A 16,486-nucleotide genomic window follows, 5' to 3' on the forward strand; every position below is an offset into this window, starting at 1 on the left:
GTTGGATCTAAATGGTATATGGGGCCCGCATGGGTTGGTCAACGAGCCGATTGGCACCTTCATCGTTGATAAACTCTTGTTTTACAGGGTCAAATTCCAGGTCTCTACCCAGACGAAGGGCTACCAGTCCCATGTTGACCAGCGTGCAGGAACGATGTCCGTTTTGTTCGTTGAGGGCAAATTTCTTTCGGTTTTTTACGGCATCTACAAAGTCCGTTACCTGTGGTGCCGGATCGGGGAATTGGGCCAGTTTACGCTCCATATTGGGAATGTCTGACTTGAATCCCCGATAGAGCTTTCCTTCCGGCCCCTCTATGTAGGGGGCTTCTGTGGTGCCTTCCCCGTCCAGAATTATTTGACACCCATCGTCATACGTATAGGTTATTTTTCGCCAGGTGCCGACCGCATCCGGGTGCTGCTGTGGCGCATCAATCTCAACCTTCACTGGATTGGTTTGGTCTTTTCCCAGAAAATACTGAATAGGGTCCATGTAATGCTGCCCCATGTCTCCCAATCCACCTCCGTCATAATCCCAGTAGCCTCTAAAGGTGCCGTGGGTGCGGTGTTCGTGATAGGGTTTGAAGGGTGCGGGTCCCAACCAGCGCTCGTAGTCCAGTTCCTGGGGGACAGGCATGGTGTCCAGACCGGTTCGGCCTACCCAGTAAAATTTCCAATCAAATCCGGTCAGTTTTCCAACAGTAACCTTCAGCGGCCAGCCTAGCATGCCGGAATCAACCAGTTTTTTTATGTTCTTCACCTCCGTATTCATGCCATAAAAATTTGCATCGAAACGAAACCAGGTATTCAATCGGAAGATATTACCGTGTTGTTTTACAGCTTCCACCACTTTTTTCCCTTCGCCTATAGTCCGGGTCATTGGTTTTTCACACCAGATATCCTTTCCCTCCCGGGCGGCATCCACGGACATGATTCCGTGCCAATGTGGGGGTGTGGCGATGTGAACGATGTCTACTTCCGGTAGCTGAATCAGTTCCCTGTAATCAGAAAAGGTCTTGACTCCCTGACCAAGGGTTTCCTGGGCAATGCCGATATGGCGCGTATCCACATCGCAAATGGCCACGGTCTTGGTTCCGGCATATTTGAAATGCCCTCTTCCCATGCCGCCAACACCGATAACTCCTTTGGTAAGGTGATCACTAGGTGCAAGGTAACCTTTTCCTAATACGTGTCGGGGAACAATGCTGATGCCTCCCAAGGCCAGAAGGCTTCCCTTCAGAAAACCTCTTCTGGATTTTTTTGAATTATTGCTCATATTTCTACAAAATTTTTCTAAACTATTGGTACGTGAATATATTTCCTTGCGAAAGGATAAACAAATAAAATGGGACTTCAGGTAAAATTTTGCTGTGAATAAAACAATTTCAGGCTTTTTGGAATGATTTTGGTTCGGATATATATAAGAGAAACCAAAATAATCAAACCATGAAGACGAAAAAAAACCAGGATTCACAGTCCGAAAATTTTGAAGACAACAGCTTTGACGAAGCACAGGAAGAAGCGAGCGATGGAAAAGGTCCCAAATCCGCCGATTCAACCAAAACTAAAAAGTCAGAAAAAAAAGCCAAAGATGAGTTGATGCGAGCTAAAGAAGCTGACAAGGAGTGGAGCAGTGAAAGCGACCGGTTCCGAAGAGATAATGCCTAAAATAAAAAAGTGATGCCTAAAGAAAAACGCCCTCGAATAAAAAACGAAGACCAGTACGAAGCATTACGAGATCAAGGTTATAGCAAAGAAAAGTCCGCAAGGATTGCTAATACGCCGGATCAGGTAGCGTCCAAGAAAGGCGGGAAGGCTCCTGCCTATGAAGAATGGACAGTTAAGGAATTGTATGAAAAAGCCCGCGAAATAGGACTGTCTGGCATTAGTAAACTCCGCAAAAAGGAGTTAATAGAAAGGTTGAGGAATCACTAATCATAACGTTACTGCTGATTATCTTCTTCCTCTTTCCTTTTCTTCATGGCTTTTCTCCAAAAAAAATAGCCAATAATGACCAGAATCGGAAGAATAATAAAGATAACCAGATTACTGGTATCGCTAAGGTCTACCGGACCCCGGGGTTTGGGAATGCCCGGTTGCATCTGAGCATACGACTGCAGACCAGCTATAAATGAAAGTAGAGTTGCAAAAAAGCTGAATTTTAGAAATTTTGGTGAACGTTTCATAGGTTTGGAAGGTACAAATAACAAGCCAAAGCCAGTAAAAGGGAAAGCAATTTAGCTTCTTGAGAGGCCAGCCGGGTAATTCTTTCGATTTCTTTTTTTCCTAAAACTGCTTGCTACGATCGATCTTTTAAAGCCAAGTGGTAGGGTAAGGAATCCGACTAACAACTTTTATAAAATTGCCCTTTTCCCAATTTACGTTCGATTTCTTTTGCCGTTTTGGTGATGGACAGTCCACCAAGATTGGTGCATCTCAGGGTATTCGGGATGCTTTTGCCTACTTCATACATGGTTTCGATCACCTCGTCCAGAGGGATAAGGTGATCGTAATCAGCAAGGGCCATATTGGCGCAAGAAAGTGCGTTTGAGGCAGCCATTACGTTTTTGTTAAGACAAGGAGCTTCTACTCTGTTGCCTATCGGGTCACAAATCATGCCCAGTGAACTTTGCAAAGCCATGGAGGCAGCAGAAATGCTTTGGGTAAGGGAGCCTCCTGCCAAATAAACCAATGCTGCCGCTCCCATGGATGAGCCTGAACCGCATTCGGCCTGACAGCCACCTACCTCGGCTGCAAAAGTGGAATGGGCAGCAATAAAAACGCCGATCAGGCCAGCGATCAGCAAGGCTTTCACGGTTTCCTCTTCCGATAAACCCAAGGCATCTGAAAGACCTAACACAGCTCCCGGCATGGCTCCGCAGGATCCGGCTGTTGGCGCAGCCACGATTACTCCCATGGAGCTCTTTACCTCCATGATGGCGGACACATACATAATGATACGGTTGAGCACGTCCCCGTCCACTAGTTTTTTGCTTTCCATCAACGATTTGAACTTTACAGATTGGGGACCAAGAATCCGGTCCTGGTAGCTGGTTCCTTTGATGCCAGTGCTGACAGCATCTTTGAGAATTTTACGAATGGTATCCATTTTGGCCAATACCTCGGCTTCCGAAATGTTTCCCCGGATACTTTCATACCGAACAGCCAATTCCCATAGTGATAGCCCTTTGTCTTTATTATAAGCCAGCATTTCCTCGCAAGTTATAAAAGGGACTTTTTGATTTTTAGCGGTCAGCACGGGCAATACGGGACGGATCTGTTTAATAGTTGAAACTACCTCCATCTGTTCCAGTTCCTGAATGAGTGCCGCATCTGGAAACTGTTGTGCTTTAATTTCGATATAGGGCTGGTCTCCAGACCGCAATTCGAGGCTATCGTAGTTCAGTTCATGTTGCAGGTAGTCTAAAACGCTTCCAGGCTCATTTGTATAAATTAAAGTCAGAAAGCAATCACCCGCAAAGGATATGACTGCCTGGTCGATTTCGATCACTTCTATCATTCCTCCCCCAGTGGAAATGGCCGTGAGTTGATGTGTCTCCCAGGGGTTGGTTAAGGTGATTTTGTAGGTATTTGGGTGGTCAGCCTGAATGTCTCGGATGTTAATCTTAACCTGGATGCCGGCTGCTCCCAGGTGTTGTTCAGCTCGAACCAGGCGTTCGTCGAAGGCTTCCCAACCCAAAAATCCACCGAACAACCCCATATCCGATCCCTGTTCTTTATGCGTAGTTGCCAGAGAACCCGCTGGATCAAAATCGATTTCAATGGATGAAATACTTCCTTTCATCAGGTCATGGCATATCCGGCCAATTCGAAGCGAAGCGGCACAATGAGAACTCGAAGGGCCTCTCATGACAGGGCCTACTACATCATTAAAAATACTTGGGAAATTCATCGTCTAAATCCTGTTGGTTATTAGTTAAATGTAATGGATTTTAAGCGGGTACTATTTTCAAATATTAGCTTATGTGTGTACTATCTTAGCAATTTCATCTTTCTTTGTATGCTTTTTTGCTTTTTATCTGCAATTGATCTAAATTAATGCATTCGGTAACTACTTGTATCCTATTTCATGCAACCGCTACATTTTAAAGTACCTCGATTAAAAGAAGAAACCATACGGGTGGAATGTTGGGATTTGGATAATTTCTTTGAACCCATTCATTACCACGAAGAATTTCAAATAACCTTGATTTTGGAGGGAGAGGGATCATTGTTCGTTGCAGAAAGTGTCATTCCCTTTAAAAAGGGGGAGATATACCTATTTGGTAAAAATTTGCCTCATGTTTTCCGAAACAAAGATTTTTCCTTCGCAGGTAACAAGCATCATAAGGCGAAAGCCATTTCGGTGTTTTTTAATCAGGATGTACTCAAAAATGCCCTATGCGATATACCAGAGGCGTATGCTATTCAGCGGTTGATCGATTTTTCCGTGTATGGGATTAAGATATCTACCATTGTACAGACGCGAATCAGTACGAAATTAACCCTGCTGCCGGAAAAAAATTCCTTCGAAAGGTTTTTAGGATTGCTAGATATACTGGAATCCATCTCTAAGGATAATAATTTAAATTTCATTTCCTCTTTGGGTATTCCTATTCACTCCGTTCAGGAGAATCTACCTAAAATTAACCTGGTGTTTGATTATGTCCGTAATAATTTCAGTGAAAAAATCAGTCTGAAGCAGGTGGCGGAAATGGTAAACATGTCTCCTACTGCTTTTTGCAGGTATTTCAAATATAAAAGCCAAAAAACTTTTTCCAGGTTTTTGATTGAAGTAAGAATAGCTAATGCTTGCCGGATGCTTTATCAGGATGATTTCAATACCTCAGAATGTTGTTACAGTTCCGGGTACAATAATTTGTCCAATTTTCATAAGCATTTTAAAAGTGTCATGGGTATGACCCCCCTCGAGTATCGTAATAATGTCTTGAAAAAGGCAAACTAGCCGAAATTTTTTTTCAAGTAAAATATGCCAGTTACTGGGTAAATTGAATCTAGACTCAATTATTTAGTAGCATTCGGTGCCGAATTTTAATTTTCGTTAAAATACCATAACCTTTGGATAAAATGATGGAATGGTAAATGTGTCCGAAGGCTCTATCTTTATGCCTGTAGTTAATGTAAATCCTTAAACCTGGTTTAGCAGGTCGGGTATAATGGTTTTGGCATAAATATTAGACGGATTATTTAATGAAAAAGATTTATTTAGTTGTTTTTTATTTTTTCACGGTTGCCGGTTCGGTTTTCTCCCAAACCCCACTTAGTCTGGAGGAAATTTACAAGAAAAATGCTTTTAATCAGAAGCGATTTGGGCCCATCCGCTGGATGAAGGACTCGAAAAGTTATTCGAGTATCGAAAAAAACCTAACGTTGGACGGTCATGATATTGTCCGATATGAGGCAGTCTCGGGGGATCGATCCGTAATTATTTCGGCAGAGGAGTTAATGCCAGCTGGTGTCAGGAAACCCCTAGAGGTCGTTGATTACCAGTGGTCGGAGGATAACAGTAAATTATTGCTATTCACCAATACCCGAAAAGTTTGGAGGTATCATACCAGGGGAGATTACTGGGTACTGGACAGGGAAAATAAAGAATTGAAGCAACTCGGAAAGGGGCTCCCTACAGCTAGTCTGATGTTTGCTAAATTTTCGCCGGATGCCGCTAAAATTGCCTATGTAAGCGAACATAATATATTTGTTGAGTCTCTGGTCAGTGGAGAGATCACTCAGATTACGGAAGATGGAGGCGAAGATATCATTAATGGGACCTTTGATTGGGTATACGAAGAGGAACTGGGTTGTAGAGATGGTTTTCGATGGAGTCCTGATGGTGAAAAAATTGCCTATTGGCGTTCCGACACTCGGGATATAGGTACATTTTACCTGATAAATAACATCGATTCTGTTTATTCTGAGCCGATTCCCTTGCCTTATCCAAAGGTTGGAGAGAAGCTTTCTTCAGTAAAAATTGGTGTTGTTTCTGCTGAGGGCGGGACTACCAAATGGTTTGCTATTCCTGGAGATCCGCAAAATAATTACCTGGCCAGGATGGATTTTATCCCGAACTCCCAGGAGGTATTGATTCAACAACTAAACCGGCCCCAAAACAGAAATACCGTCTGGATTGGTGATGCCAACACAATGGCTCTGACTAAAATCCTGGAGGAAAATGAGGAGACCTTTCTGGATATTCATGATAATTTGATCTGGCTGGACGAGCAACAATTTTTCACCTGGACCAGCGAAAGAGATGGTTGGCGTCACCTCTATAAAGTTTCCCGGAATGGAGATTCCATGACGCTGCTTACCCAGGGAGATTTCGATGTGGACAGGGTGAGCCATATAGATCCGGAGGGAGGGTATGTCTATTACATCGCCTCCCCTGAAAATTTTACCCAACGGTATTTGTACAGAAGTCCGATTAACAAAACAGGAAAGGCAGAAAGGATTACTCCAGTTGATATTCCAGGCCAACATGCTTACCAATTATCAGGGAATTCTCAGTTTGCCATCCATACCTACCACAATGCCGTTACGCCTCCGACTATTTCCCTGGTTGAACTCCCCGGGCACAAGAAACTGCGTGTGTTGGAAGATAACGGGGAGTTAAAAGATAAGTACGATGAATTGGGGCTCAGACCTAAAGAATTTATAAAAGTCGATATTGGGGAAGTTGCATTCGATGCATTTATGATTAAGCCCAGTGACTTTGACTCAACCAAAAAATACCCACTAATCATCTATGTTTACGGCGAGCCAGCAGGATCTACGGTGCAGGATGGCTGGATGAACGGGGATCTGTGGCACCAATACCTGGCGCAAATGGGATACATCGTCATGAGTATCGACAACCGGGGAACTAAAACTCCCCGAGGCAGGGACTGGCGGAAATCCATCTATGGACAAATAGGTATTCTGGCCTCCAGGGACCAATATGCAGCTGCCCAGAAAATTCTTTCAACCTATGATTTTATCGATGCATCCCGCATTGGCATATGGGGCTGGAGTGGGGGAGGTCAAATGACTTTAAATTGTCTCTTCCGGTACCCTGGTTTTTATAAAACCGGTATTGCCGTTTCTTTTGTTTCGGACCAGCGACTTTACGATGCCACCTATCAGGAAAGGTACATGGGATTGCTGGAAGACAACCCGACCGGATATTTCGAGGGCTCGCCCATCAACCATGCTGAAAACCTGGAAGGGAACTTGCTGATCATGCATGGAACAGCCGATGATAACGTGCATTACCAAAGTTTTGAGATGCTCGCAGACCGGTTAATTAAGTATAACAAACTGTTTTCCATGATGGTATATCCCATGCGTGCTCATGGGATCAATGAAAGGGAGAATACATCACTCCATCTGCGAAGGACAATGAAAAATTTCTGGTTGGAAAATTTAGCTCCTGGTGGAAGATAAGAAGTAGCCTAAGAAATGGTAAACCCTGTTTTTTTTAATAATCAGAAATGGAGCATGAGGAGAACGTCACACAGAGGAATGATTATCGAACATGCGAGATTCTCCCGATTCAGGATCGGGACAGGCTATCTGACCAATAAAAGAAAATTATAAACAGATGAAAATGCCCAGTACTATATTGAAACACTTAATAACAAAGCTATGATAAAATGGAAAGGAGTATTTCCGGCAATTACCACCAAATTTACATCCGATGACCAACTTGACCTAGACGCATTCCTTGCGAATATCAAGGTGCAGCAAAAAGCAGGCGTAGATGGCGTTATTTTAGGGGGAAGTCTGGGAGAGGCCAGTACGTTAACTAACCGGGAAAAAGAAACTCTTGTCAAATCGACTGTAGAAATGATAGCGGGAAAAATTCCCGTGGTGTTAACCATCGCCGAACAATCCACCAAAAAGGCTATAGAGGCCGTTCAGGCTGCTAATAACAGTGGTATAGAAGGTTTGATGGTCCTACCTCCAATGCGGTATTATGCTGACGACCGGGAGACTGTAACCTTTTTTAAGGAAATTGCAGGCGCGACCGATCTTCCGATCATGATTTACAACAACCCAGTTGATTATAAAATTCTGGTGACTCCAGACATGTTTGAGGAACTGGAATCCTGCAAAAACATTCAAGCCATTAAAGAATCATCCAGAGACCTAACTCTGATAACCAAAATGATAAACCGGTTTGGAGACCGGTTTAAAATTCTGGGCGGCGTGGACCCTCTGGCTTTGGAAAGCCTGGCACTTGGTGCACAGGGTTGGGTAGCCGGGTTGGTTTGTGCCTTTCCTTACGAAACTGTGGCCATATATCGTTTGGTAAAAGAAGGGAGAATAAAGGAAGCCCTGGAGATTTATCGTTGGTTTTTTCCCCTATTGGAGCTTGATATTCACCCCAAATTGGTACAGTATATTAAACTGGCTGAAGTAGCCACTGGACTAGGAACGGAATTCGTACGTGCTCCGCGTCTGATGCTTGCGGGGAAAGAGCGTGAGCGAGTTTTAAAAATCATAGAGGACTCCCTGGCTGTAAGACCAACGTTACCTACCTGGGAAAAAATTCCACATTAAATAATTGGCCAAAATTTACTATTTCACTGAATTTTAAAGGTTACAGATGCCTATTGTAGCTGTATGGGACACCAAAAGATTTTAACTGGGATGAATTTATTTTCGACGGAAACGTACATTGAAAGAAGAAAAAACCTTAAGAAATTTCTTAAGGAGGGAGTATTGTTGTTTTTAGGAAACGAGGAAAGTAGCAGCAACTTTAAAGATAACTGGTATCCATTTAGGCAGGACAGCTCTTTCTTGTATTTTTTTGGGCTGGATCTTCCAGGATTAGCAGCGGTTATAGATATTGATGCGGATAGGGAAATCATATTTGGAGACGAATTATCCACGGAACAACTGGTCTGGCATGGGGATAAGCCCAAATTGGCTGATTTAGCCGGGGCTGTCGGAGTGTCTCAAACGCGTCCCTGGATGGAAACTGAAACCTACCTGACCAGGGCTTCTCACAGAAAGATTCATTACCTGCCTCCATACCGACCGGAAAATTGCCTGAAATTGATGCAATGGTTTCACCTTCATTTTGATCAACTTCCCCTCCATGTTTCTGAAGAATTTATCAAAGCTATCGTGGCATTACGATCCATAAAGTCTCAGGAGGAACTTGGGGAAATAAACAAAGCGGTGAATCGTACTGCGGAGCTACACCGAAAAGTGATGCAGTTGGCACGGCCGGGAATGTACGAATACGAATTACTTGGTTTGGTGAACGGAGAAGCACTATCCGGAGGAGGAGGTCTTTCATTTCCTCCCATTATTACCATCAATGGACAAACCCTTCATAACCACCATTATGGGAACAGATTGGAAGAGGGGAGTTTGTTACTAGCTGACTTTGGTACCGAATCGGCTATGCACTATGCAGGAGATATAACCCGTACCATTCCTGTTGGGAAGGAATTTTCGGAAACCCAAAGGGAAGTTTATGAGGTTGTTTGGAATGCCCATAAGGTGGCAATCGACGCATTGAAGCCTGAGGTTCGGTTTTTGGATATTCACCTACTGGCCTGTAAAAAGCTAGTGGAGGGCCTTAAATCCCTTGGTTTGATGAAGGGTGACGTGGAGGAAGCTGTTCGCGAGGGAGCCCATGCTTTGTTTTTCCCTTGTGGACTTGGACACCTGATGGGACTGGATGTTCACGACATGGAAGATCTGGGCGAAGCTTTCGTGGGATATACCGATGAACTTAAGAAAAGTACTCAATTTGGCCTTAAATCCCTGCGATTGGGAAAAGAATTGGTAAAGGGACAGGTACTCACCGTAGAACCGGGGATTTATTTTATACCCCAGCTTATAGATTCCTGGAAGGCCCAAAAATGGCACAATGACTTTATTAATTACGAGAAGTTGGAAAAATACCGCGCCTTCGGCGGTATTCGAATCGAGGATGATTTTTTGATCACAGCCAATGGATCAACGATACTTGGTGAACCGCTGGAAACCTCCCCTCAAGAAGTAGAATCGCTTCGCAGGAACTTGGATTGAAGTAATTTAACAGCAATTTTTGCTTTCTATTGGATCAGGAGTGGTGGGGCCCTTTCAAAAGGGTTCTTTTCTTTTTCCTATTCAGGAGCAATTCGTTAGGTTATTTTTTTAAAAATCGCGAAATTCTTTTCTATTTCGTAGGGGACGCGAGCGAGGGTTAAATAATGGTTTAAAGCTGGCATGGAGGAAATAGGTCCCTTTACATCAATGGCACATTACCGTTCCAAAGGTAGCGTCCTCGATTAGTGATGTCGATTCAATTACCGGAGTTATTTCCGTTCTTATTTTCATATTAATATAGACGCACCATGCAAAAGATACTTTCTGGAAATCAGGTGAAATCCCTTGATCAAAAATACATTGAAGGAGAGGGGATTCATTCCTACCAACTTATGGAAAGGGCCGCAATGGCCTTTTGTGACTGGTTTGTGACTATGGTGCCAGAAGAGCGATCGGTGTCGGTTTATTGCGGTACCGGAAATAATGGCGGCGATGGACTTGCCATAGCCAGGATTCTGAGTCAAAGAGGCTATTCCGTGGCAGTAGGTCATATAGGAGATCCGGAAAAGGGTTCTACTGACTTCCAACACAATCTACGGGTGTTGCCGGAAAAATTACCGGTCAGCACCTGGAAAAACGTAACTGAATCAGACGTTCTCATTGACGCGGTTTTTGGTGTCGGAATCAACCGACCCCTGGAAGGTGACTACCTGAAATTGATTCAATATTTAAATGAAAAACCAGCGTTGAAAATTAGCGTGGACATGCCATCAGGCCTGCCTTCCGACGGTCCCTTGGAAGGGGAGGTTTTTCGAGCTGACTATACAGTGAGTTTCCAGTTTCCAAAACTCTCTTTGCTGGCTCCGGAACATGCAGCGTATGCAGGAAAATTAATTGTACGAAGCATCGGGATAGGTAGGAGCTACTTTGATTCCTTTGAATCGAATCGTTTCTTTTTTTCGGGTGAAAATTTGATCAGGTACCATAAGAAATTCCTACCATCCAGCCATAAGGGTGATTTTGGAAGAGTTGTCCTGGCAGGCGGCAGTTATGGTAAAATGGGATCCATTGGTTTGAGTACGCGAGCAGCCTTGCGAACCGGAAGCGGACTGGTTTTTTGCCACATTCCTGCCTGCGGCGTGGAAATTATTCAAGGCAGTATTCCAGAGGCCATGGTATTGCCCCCTGGTGGCGAACATGAAGTGGGCGACAGAATGGATACCGAAGGCATAGATGCCATAGGAATTGGACCTGGTCTGGGGAAAGGTGAAAATGCTGCTAAATTGGTGTACCAGGTTCTGAGCCACTATGCCGGCCCAACGGTATTGGATGCAGATGCCATTAACATACTGGGAGATAATCCTGCCTGGTTGAATTCCCTGCATGCTAATGCGGTACTTACTCCGCACTTAAAAGAGTTTGAGCGTCTTACAGGGATTGCCGGGAAAAACCATTTTCACCGTATGGATCTGGCAAGGGACTTTGCCAGGAAATACAGCTGCACACTGGTGTTAAAAGGGGCCTTCACATTGATCAGTTTTCCGGATGGGCAGCAGGTGTTTAACAATTCGGGTTCTCTTCACATGGCCACAGGGGGCTCAGGAGACGTGCTGACCGGAATCCTCACCTCTTTTCTGGGTCAAGGTTATTCGATGAAAAACGCCGTGCTGTGCGGCGTTTTTCATCATGGACATGCAGGAGAATTGGCAGGTTCTTGCCGAGGTAGGGGGACGCTGGCTTCCGATATACTGGAAAAAATCCCGGATAGCCTCCTGCACAGTGGTATTGAATGATTTTTATTCAAACGTTAATTTTAAGATCTTGTCATCGTGAATGCGCAGCGCTGCCCTGCCGTCGGTATTGCTGGTGGTGACATAAAGGTTACCGTCTGGTCCAACTGTCACGTCGCGCATCCGTCCATAGATTCCTTTGGACGGGGCATAGGAAAACCAACGTTCTACTTTTTCGACTTCATAATCGTTTTCTTTATCAAATACAATGCGGATTAAGGCCTGTCCTCCAAGTGAGGCTACAAACAAGTCACCCTTATAAAAGGTCATTCCTGCAGGAGGTACGGCGGCTTTATTCCAGGAGACCTTTGGGTCCACGTAGGTTCCCATTCCAGGAGCACCTACTACTATCGGCCAGCCGTGGTTGCCACCTTTTTTCACCATATTTATCTCATCCCTATATCGAACACTTCCTTCCACTTCAGCTCCGGATGGACCGTGTTCGGAATTGAAAAAAGCCCCGGTATCGGGATCCCAGGCAAAACCTTGCACTACTCGGTGTCCATACGAATAGACCGGTGATCCGGGAAAAGGATTGTCGGAAGGTATTTCACCTTCTTCCGTTATGCGAAGGATTTTTGATGCCAGGTTCTCTACATCCTGAGCCACAAAGGGCTGAGACATATCCCCCGTACCAATGTAGAGCATGCCGTCCGGACCAAAAGCAATTCGACCACCCAGGTGGATGGCATAAGCTGGTATGTTATCTAAAATTACTTTATCCACCACGGCTCTGGAGCCTAGATCATTTAACCGGACTACTTTGCTAAGTAGCTGATTTTCATCATTTCGGTACGCATGCATGATATAGATCCAGTGATTGGTTTCAAAATTGGGGTGAACAGCTAATCCCATCAAGCCCGCATCCACCTCGTGCACGCTGCCCGGAACTTCCAAATAGGGAGTCGGATTATTTTCACCTGAAGGAATTCGTAAAATAGACCCGGGTCTTTGTGCTACCAGGGCGTCTCCATTGGGAAGAAAGCGCAAGGACCAGGGAATAGTCAGGCTGTCCACCCATACTTCTACCTTTACTCCTGGCACCTCTGGTAAAAAAACGTCTTCGGTTTTCTGGGGTAATTCTCCCAGGATGGGTTGGGCTTTTTGAACGACTTCCTGTGCTTGGAGGGAGAATGAAATTCCCAGACAAAAGAGTAGCAAAAAAACATGTCTTGGTTTCATAAGCTTTTTGGTTTATTTCAATTATTTAACTGACAGTATGAATCATTCGTTCCTGAAACGGCACGTACTGATTTCATAAATTCATTTTCAACTGTTCCGGGAGCAGGCGGAAAGACTTTCGATGCAATGGGCTCGGACCTAATTTACGGATTCCTTCCCGATGCGCCTTAGTAGGATATCCTACATTTTTTTCCCATTCATACCCCGGATATTTCCGGGAGAGATTAATCATCCAGTCATCCCGGTAGGTTTTAGCCAGAATGGAGGCTGCAGCAATGCTGGCAAATTTTCCATCCCCCTTCACTACGCAGTCGTAGGAAATGGTACTTGCTGGCTTGAACCTATTTCCATCAATCAGTAAATGATCTGGCTTTATTTTTAAGGACTCAACTGCCCGATTCATGGCCAGGTAGGAAGCATTCAAAATGTTCAACCGATCAATTTCCTCTACATCTGCACTGCCAATAGCCCAGCATAAAGCCTCCGATTTAATTTCTTCAGTTAACACGATTCTTCGGGATTTAGCTAGTTTTTTGGAGTCATTGATCCATTCGTTGGCGTAATCGGGAGGAAGGATCACGGCTGCTGCCACCACCGGTCCACAGAGACAGCCCCGGCCAACTTCATCGCAACCTGCCTCCGTTCGATCAGCTTTTAAAAAAGGTAGCAGCATTGGGATAAAATTCCTTTTCCTTGTGATACTTGTGAATAAGTTCGGCCACCAAACCCGTCCATCCGGTTTGGTGAGACGCTCCTAATCCACGGCCATTTTCACCATGGAAATATTCGTGAAATAAAATGAGGTCCTGAAAATGAGGGTCCTGCTGTAATTTCTCATTATCTGCGTAAATGGGACGGTTTCCGTGTTTATCCTTTCGAAACAGGTTGATCAGGCGCAATGATAGTTCATTGGCAATCAAGTCCAGGGTGATAAATTTTCCGGATCCGGTCGGATATTCTATGGAAAAAGTGCCCCCATAATAGAAATCAAATTTTTTCAGGGATTCGATGATCAGGAAGTTTATGGGAAACCAAATAGGTCCCCTCCAGTTGCTGTTCCCTCCAAACATCGTGGTTTCGGACTCTCCAGGGGCATACTTCACAGAAAATCGGCTTCCATTTATTTGAACTGAATAAGGTTTTTTTAAGTGGTCCTTAGACAAGGATCGGATACCATAATCTGATAAAAACTCACTTTCGTCCAGCATTTTATGAAGGATACTTTTCATCCGATGTCCCCTTAACAATGAAAAAAGCCTTCTTTTTTCGTGTCCAGGATGTATCCAATTGGATACCAGAGCAGCTAGCTTGGGTTTTTCCTTGAAAAAGAAATCCAGTCGGTTTTTAAATTCCGGAAGATCGTCAAAGAGCTCCTCCCGAATGGGCTCTACGGCAAATAAGGGGATGATGCCCACAATAGATTTGACCTTCATAATTTTGGGCTCTTCGCCGGTAAGGTGCAGCACATCAAAAAAGAAATTATCTTCATCATCCCATAAGCTAATATTTTCTTTGGAAATATTACTCATGGCACCGGCAATGTACAGAAAGTGCTCCAGGAACTTGGTTGCAGTATGCTGATAAACCTTATTGAATTCGCAGAGGTCCAGGGATATTCGCAGCATGTTGAGACAAAACATGGCCATCCAGGAGGTGGCATCTGCCTGCTCCAGCTTGCCAAACAATTTATCCACATGGCTCCGGTCAAAAACGCTTATATTATCAAGTCCCAGGAAGCCGCCTTCAAATATGTTTCTTCCTTCCTCGTCTTTTTGATTCACCCACCAGGTGAAATTTAGCAATAGCTTATGAAAGGCCCGCTCTAAAAATTCCTGATCGCCTTTTCCTTTTCCATTGTATTTCTTATCAATTTGATAAACCCGTTGAACCGCATAAGCGTGTACCGGCGGATTAACGTCGTTAAAATTCCACTCATAGGCCGGCATCTGACCGTTTGGATGCATGTACCAATCATTCAAAAGCAAGAGGAGTTGGTCTTTGGCAAAATCCGGATCTAATCTGGCCAGGGGGATGCAATGAAAGGCCAGATCCCAGGCGGCATACCAGGGGTATTCCCATTTGTCCGGCATGGAAATGATATCGTAATTTTGCAAGTGGCGCCAATTACTGTTTCTACCTGATTTTCTTTCCTGAGGTGGTTGATACCTGCCCGGATCTCCTTCCAGCCAGCGCTCGACATTGAAATAATAAAATTGTTTGGTCCATAACATCCCTGCGTAAGCCTGGCGTTGGATCAGCTTCATTTCCTTGTCTTTAACCCGTTCCTGCAAACCCTCGTAAAATTCCTCCGTATCGTTTATTCGCGCCTGTAAGATGTCATTTGCTGATTCAAGGGGAGACTCGGTTTCGACATGTTGCATGCGTAATATTACTTCTGCTTTTTCGCCTGCAGGGATGGTTAATTTATAGATTGCAGCTGCTTTGGTGCCTACAAATTTTGGATTGAGGTGCTTTTTGTCCCCATGAACCAGGTAATCGTTGATGGCGTCCTTGAGGTATTTTTTTTGATTACCAATGTGATACAATCGTTCCCGATTTGTTTCGTTGTCACAAAATTGCAAATCGGGTTCACCTGAAAATGTAAAACTGTAATTTCCGGATTTTGGGGAAAAAGCCTTGATTTTGTTTGGCCCGGATTTTTTAAAGCTTGGTATAAAAGGCTCATCCCCAGTAAACCAGGTTTTTCTGAACCAGATGGTGGGCATTATCCAAAGGGTGGCCTCTTCTGCCCCTCTATTGTAAATGGTAGCCTTGGCAAGGATATCTTCTACATCCGCTTTAGCGTATTCTAAAAAAATATCGAAATAGGCATCCTTATCAAATACACCTGTATCTAACAGTTCAAATTCTTTTTCATTTTTTCCCCGCAACTGATTTTCTTCCAATAATTGCTGGTACGGAAATGCTTCTTGTGGGTATTTATAAAGCATTTTCATATAGCTATGGGTAGGGGAAGAGTCCAGGTAATAATATAGCTCTTTTACATCTTCGCCATGATTGCCCTCGTTTCCGGTAAGTCCATATAAACGTTCTTTTATCAGGGGATCTTTTCCATTCCAGAAAGCCCAGGCCAGGCAAAGTTTTTGCTTGTGGTCGCTGATTCCTCCGATTCCTTCCTCTCCCCATCGATATGCTTTACTCCTGGCATCGTCATGAGTGACATTTTCCCAGGCAGATCCGTCCGGACTATAATCCTCCCTCACAGTTCCCCATTGTCTTTCGGTAAGATAAGGTCCCCATTTTTTCCAATGACGGATTTTCTCTCTGTTTTCTTTTAATCGCTCTAACTCTATATTCATGGGTATTTCCATCCAACTTAATCAAAGAGCGAATTTAAGTCATTTACGGTTCAAATTGCCAAATTATCCCGGTTGTATTTGGTTTTTTTTGCTTCAGGGTTGAATCATCCAAGGCAAATCTTTGTCGTGGCTACCAGACTTATTTGAGCTCGT

The 16,486-nt window shown here is 44.2% G+C and carries 13 protein-coding genes; 7 read left to right on the top strand and 6 right to left on the bottom strand.

Annotated elements, in window-relative coordinates:
• Window positions 1-7: 7 nt before the first annotated feature.
• Window positions 8-1,273 carry a Gfo/Idh/MocA family oxidoreductase gene (locus tag GKS34_RS00435; RefSeq protein ID WP_163382847.1) on the bottom strand — a complete coding sequence of 422 codons (1,266 nt, stop codon included), beginning with the start codon at window positions 1,271-1,273 and terminating at the stop codon, window positions 8-10.
• 170 nt (window positions 1,274-1,443) lie between these two features.
• Here GKS34_RS00435 and GKS34_RS00440 point away from each other — a divergent pair, with 170 nt between their 5' ends.
• Entirely contained in the window at window positions 1,444-1,665 is a 222-nt protein-coding gene (locus GKS34_RS00440; protein WP_163382848.1) for a hypothetical protein, read from the top strand.
• 12 nt (window positions 1,666-1,677) lie between these two features.
• Window positions 1,678-1,932 carry a DUF7218 family protein gene (locus tag GKS34_RS00445; protein WP_163382849.1) on the top strand — a complete coding sequence of 85 codons (255 nt, stop codon included), beginning with the start codon at window positions 1,678-1,680 and terminating at the stop codon, window positions 1,930-1,932.
• Between the two features lie 8 nt (window positions 1,933-1,940).
• Here GKS34_RS00445 and GKS34_RS00450 read toward each other — a convergent pair whose 3' ends face one another.
• The gene (locus tag GKS34_RS00450; protein ID WP_205601993.1) at window positions 1,941-2,183 is read right to left on the bottom strand and encodes a hypothetical protein; all 243 of its coding nucleotides are present in this window, start codon (window positions 2,181-2,183) and stop codon (window positions 1,941-1,943) included.
• 158 nt (window positions 2,184-2,341) lie between these two features.
• On the bottom strand, window positions 2,342-3,910 hold the full coding sequence (locus GKS34_RS00455; protein ID WP_163382850.1) for an L-serine ammonia-lyase, iron-sulfur-dependent, subunit alpha: 1,569 nt from the start codon (window positions 3,908-3,910) through the stop codon (window positions 2,342-2,344).
• 177 nt (window positions 3,911-4,087) lie between these two features.
• Between GKS34_RS00455 and GKS34_RS00460 the strand changes: the two genes are divergently transcribed.
• The 5 genes from GKS34_RS00460 (at window position 4,088) to GKS34_RS00480 (ending at window position 11,834) form a co-directional block, all read left to right on the top strand.
• A complete protein-coding gene (locus GKS34_RS00460; RefSeq protein WP_163382851.1) occupies window positions 4,088-4,963 on the top strand; it encodes an AraC family transcriptional regulator in 876 nt (291 codons plus the stop codon).
• Between the two features lie 245 nt (window positions 4,964-5,208).
• On the top strand, window positions 5,209-7,437 hold the full coding sequence (locus GKS34_RS00465; protein WP_163382852.1) for a S9 family peptidase: 2,229 nt from the start codon (window positions 5,209-5,211) through the stop codon (window positions 7,435-7,437).
• Window positions 7,438-7,638: 201 nt separating this feature from the next.
• Window positions 7,639-8,556: a dihydrodipicolinate synthase family protein gene (locus tag GKS34_RS00470; RefSeq protein ID WP_163382853.1), complete on the top strand. Its 918-nt coding sequence runs from the start codon at window positions 7,639-7,641 to the stop codon at window positions 8,554-8,556.
• A 90-nt stretch (window positions 8,557-8,646) separates the two neighbouring features.
• Window positions 8,647-10,041, top strand: a complete 1,395-nt coding sequence (locus tag GKS34_RS00475) for an aminopeptidase P family protein (protein WP_163382854.1) — start codon at window positions 8,647-8,649, stop codon at window positions 10,039-10,041.
• A 308-nt stretch (window positions 10,042-10,349) separates the two neighbouring features.
• Window positions 10,350-11,834 carry an NAD(P)H-hydrate dehydratase gene (locus tag GKS34_RS00480; RefSeq protein WP_163382855.1) on the top strand — a complete coding sequence of 495 codons (1,485 nt, stop codon included), beginning with the start codon at window positions 10,350-10,352 and terminating at the stop codon, window positions 11,832-11,834.
• 3 nt (window positions 11,835-11,837) lie between these two features.
• On the opposite strand, the gene GKS34_RS00485 is transcribed toward GKS34_RS00480, so the two are convergent.
• The 3 genes from GKS34_RS00485 to GKS34_RS00495 all read right to left on the bottom strand — a co-directional run bounded on the left by GKS34_RS00485 (window position 11,838) and on the right by GKS34_RS00495 (window position 16,333).
• Window positions 11,838-13,013, bottom strand: a complete 1,176-nt coding sequence (locus GKS34_RS00485; RefSeq protein ID WP_163382856.1) for a PQQ-dependent sugar dehydrogenase — start codon at window positions 13,011-13,013, stop codon at window positions 11,838-11,840.
• A 73-nt stretch (window positions 13,014-13,086) separates the two neighbouring features.
• Entirely contained in the window at window positions 13,087-13,686 is a 600-nt protein-coding gene (rnhB, locus tag GKS34_RS00490) for a ribonuclease HII (protein ID WP_163382857.1), read from the bottom strand.
• Complete coding sequence (locus GKS34_RS00495; RefSeq protein ID WP_163382858.1) at window positions 13,661-16,333, bottom strand: MGH1-like glycoside hydrolase domain-containing protein; 2,673 nt, start codon at window positions 16,331-16,333, stop codon at window positions 13,661-13,663. Before GKS34_RS00495 ends, rnhB begins: the two co-directional genes overlap by 26 nt.
• Between the last annotated feature and the right edge of the window lie 153 nt (window positions 16,334-16,486).

This window comes from Cyclobacterium jeungdonense (assembly GCF_010994275.1).
GTDB lineage: Bacteria > Bacteroidota > Bacteroidia > Cytophagales > Cyclobacteriaceae > Cyclobacterium > Cyclobacterium jeungdonense.

Bases quoted from the DNA above. Each gene is read 5' to 3' on its own strand.
- GKS34_RS00435 (WP_163382847.1), bottom strand. From the start codon at position 1,273: ATGAGCAATAATTCAAAAAAATCCAGAAGAGGTTTTCTGAAGGGAAGC.
- GKS34_RS00440 (WP_163382848.1), top strand. From the start codon at position 1,444: ATGAAGACGAAAAAAAACCAGGATTCACAGTCCGAAAATTTTGAAGAC.
- GKS34_RS00445 (WP_163382849.1), top strand. From the start codon at position 1,678: ATGCCTAAAGAAAAACGCCCTCGAATAAAAAACGAAGACCAGTACGAA.
- GKS34_RS00450 (WP_205601993.1), bottom strand. From the start codon at position 2,183: ATGAAACGTTCACCAAAATTTCTAAAATTCAGCTTTTTTGCAACTCTA.
- GKS34_RS00455 (WP_163382850.1), bottom strand. From the start codon at position 3,910: ATGAATTTCCCAAGTATTTTTAATGATGTAGTAGGCCCTGTCATGAGA.
- GKS34_RS00460 (WP_163382851.1), top strand. From the start codon at position 4,088: ATGCAACCGCTACATTTTAAAGTACCTCGATTAAAAGAAGAAACCATA.
- GKS34_RS00465 (WP_163382852.1), top strand. From the start codon at position 5,209: ATGAAAAAGATTTATTTAGTTGTTTTTTATTTTTTCACGGTTGCCGGT.
- GKS34_RS00470 (WP_163382853.1), top strand. From the start codon at position 7,639: ATGATAAAATGGAAAGGAGTATTTCCGGCAATTACCACCAAATTTACA.
- GKS34_RS00475 (WP_163382854.1), top strand. From the start codon at position 8,647: ATGAATTTATTTTCGACGGAAACGTACATTGAAAGAAGAAAAAACCTT.
- GKS34_RS00480 (WP_163382855.1), top strand. From the start codon at position 10,350: ATGCAAAAGATACTTTCTGGAAATCAGGTGAAATCCCTTGATCAAAAA.
- GKS34_RS00485 (WP_163382856.1), bottom strand. From the start codon at position 13,013: ATGAAACCAAGACATGTTTTTTTGCTACTCTTTTGTCTGGGAATTTCA.
- rnhB (WP_163382857.1), bottom strand. From the start codon at position 13,686: ATGCTGCTACCTTTTTTAAAAGCTGATCGAACGGAGGCAGGTTGCGAT.
- GKS34_RS00495 (WP_163382858.1), bottom strand. From the start codon at position 16,333: ATGAATATAGAGTTAGAGCGATTAAAAGAAAACAGAGAGAAAATCCGT.